This is a genomic window from Aeribacillus sp. JST-2, from assembly GCF_056032925.1.
In genome coordinates, this window is the sequence record NZ_JBVVUU010000087.1 from 1 (window position 1) to 2,294 (window position 2,294).

A 2,294-nucleotide genomic window follows, 5' to 3' on the forward strand; every position below is an offset into this window, starting at 1 on the left:
GTCAAATGATAATTTTGTACTTCCCAAAACCATTTACATCAAGCATTTAAACAAGATTTTGGACTGCGAAAGCTGAGTAATTAATTATATTTAATTATAATTAAATATAATAGAAAAAGATATACTTATGTTTCTCTTTTTTTCATTTCCAGTGCTCACGAATCATGAAAACCAAATATTCCAGTGCCAAAAAGTGATAAAACAAAGCCAGAGGTTTTTAAGAGAAACCCCTGGCTTTTAGCTGGATCCATTTCAGCTTTCATAAACGACTTGCCCGGTTTGTGACAAATCATAGCCTCCTAGTGCTTTTAAATCGTTTTGAAAGTGAACCGATCTTAAAATTTGCAGGACTTGACTAATTAACTCTCTATTCTCATCGTTCTTTAAAATAACCAAATCGTACTTTTCATTAACTAACGGAATGAAATCGACATCTTTAACTAGGTTAGCCCCTCTTTCAATTCCTACCCCGACATCTGCATCCCCTTTAGCGACAGCACTTGCGACACTTACGTGATTGGTTACCTCATTGTCATAGCCGTTAATTTCAGAAACAGGTATGCGATACTTTCTCAAACATTCATCTAGTAAAACACGAGCACCCGCACCTTTTTCCCGGTTTACAATTTTTATATTTTTTCTTCTTAAATCTTCCCAATGCTTAATATTCAACGGGTTTCCCTTTTTGACGTAAAAGCCTGCCTTCCTTGTTAGTAAATGAATCACGATATACTGAAAATTCACTAGTATCTTATTGATATACGGAACATTATATTCACCTGAAATTCCTTCGATTAAATGTGTACTGACAATGTCTGAATATCCTTGATACATTGAAATTAGGCTTTCTAAGCTTCCAACATAAGAACGAAGTGGTCGAAACCTTTTCGAGGATTTTTCTAAGTAGTTCGCCAAAATATCTAAGCTCATATCCTGGCCGCTTATAATTAATTGTCTAGGCTGCAAATACCCTTGAGTTTCAATCGATGTTTCTTTTTTTGATGACTGTACGGAGCTTGGCTGCAGTTCTTCTTTTGACTTTTTTATGTACTCTTCTAGATCGGAAGGATCAATTCGCATTTGTCGTCCGACACGATAAGCAGGTAATAACCCTTTTTTCACTAAATCATATACGGTTAATTTTGAAACCTTTAATATGTTTGCCACTTCCTCGGTTGTATAAGAAAGATTTTTTTCCATACCTACTTGCTCCTTCATAAAAAAATTCGTTATAAGTAATTAAATGTAATTTGATATAATGTATTGATAACTTCTGTATCAATGATTTATATTTAAATATAAATAAAATTAATTATTTTCTTAACAAGAAGATGGCTATGTAGTTTATATCTAATCTTGATTATATCATGTTTTGTTTCGCTCTTTTTCAATGGAAATGACTCAACTTCTTGTTTTACCATTTCCTTTACTCCAAAGTTCAAAATAATTATAACCATTTACAACGAAAAATGATGAAACTTTATGAAAAGGTGAACGACAAGTATGAATTACTCGCCGCTTATACTCTCTTTAAAAACGGCAACAATCGCCACGTTTATCGTATTTGTTACTGGGGTTCTGTTGGCACGATTGATCAGTCGTAATTCCTTTCGAGGGAAAAGTGTTATAGAAGCGATTATTTTGCTGCCACTCGTGCTTCCGCCTACAGTTGTAGGCTTTGGTTTATTATATATATTTGGTAAAAACGGATTTATTGGTCGATTACTGCTCGATTGGTTTGATTTCCAAATTGTTTTCACTTGGTATGCTGTTGTGATCGCAGCAGTCGTCGTGTCTTTTCCTTTAATGTATCAAAGTGCATCTGCAGCGTTTCGGCAGTATGACCCAAATATTGAAAATGCTGCATATACAATGGGGGCATCTAAATGGAGAGTGTTTTGGACGATATCTTTTCCACTGGCATGGCCAGGACTGTTAGCTGGCTTAGTTTTATCCTTTGCACGAGCGTTAGGAGAATTTGGTGCCACTCTTATGCTCGCCGGCTATATTCCGAATGTCACCGACACCATTCCTTTAGCTATTTATTTTGCGGTGGAGTCAGGTAATTTGGAAGCAGCAAAATTTTGGGTGATCATTATCGTTGCCCTCGGCTTTAGCGCTATTTTATGGCTAAATTGGTGGAGCAAACGGAATATGATGAGACATGTACAAAAATAGTAAGTTCAAAAATTTTTAGAGCTTATTTGTCGCTTACTTAAAGGAGCATTCCTGTTAGAAGTTTTTTCGGGGACTTGAATAAAAAAAGCCCTCTTGGTATGATTCGGGGGTGTCAA

2 protein-coding genes are annotated in these 2,294 nt (G+C 35.6%); one reads left to right on the forward strand and one right to left on the reverse strand.

The window, feature by feature from the left end:
* Positions 1–252: 252 nt before the first annotated feature.
* Positions 253–1,200 (reverse strand): helix-turn-helix transcriptional regulator, encoded by a 948-nt coding sequence (locus AC0KTX_RS16605; protein ID WP_063389470.1) that lies wholly within the window; start codon positions 1,198–1,200, stop codon positions 253–255.
* Positions 1,201–1,503: 303 nt separating this feature from the next.
* Between AC0KTX_RS16605 and modB the strand changes: the two genes are divergently transcribed.
* Positions 1,504–2,178 carry a molybdate ABC transporter permease subunit gene (gene modB, locus AC0KTX_RS16610; protein WP_094245827.1) on the forward strand — a complete coding sequence of 225 codons (675 nt, stop codon included), beginning with the start codon at positions 1,504–1,506 and terminating at the stop codon, positions 2,176–2,178.
* Positions 2,179–2,294 lie beyond the last annotated feature (116 nt).

What these genes read in the sequence shown, in the direction of transcription:
- modB (WP_094245827.1), top strand. Translation starts at nt 1,504, where the DNA reads ATGAATTACTCGCCGCTTATACTCTCTTTAAAAACGGCAACAATCGCC.
- AC0KTX_RS16605 (WP_063389470.1), bottom strand. Translation starts at nt 1,200, where the DNA reads ATGGAAAAAAATCTTTCTTATACAACCGAGGAAGTGGCAAACATATTA.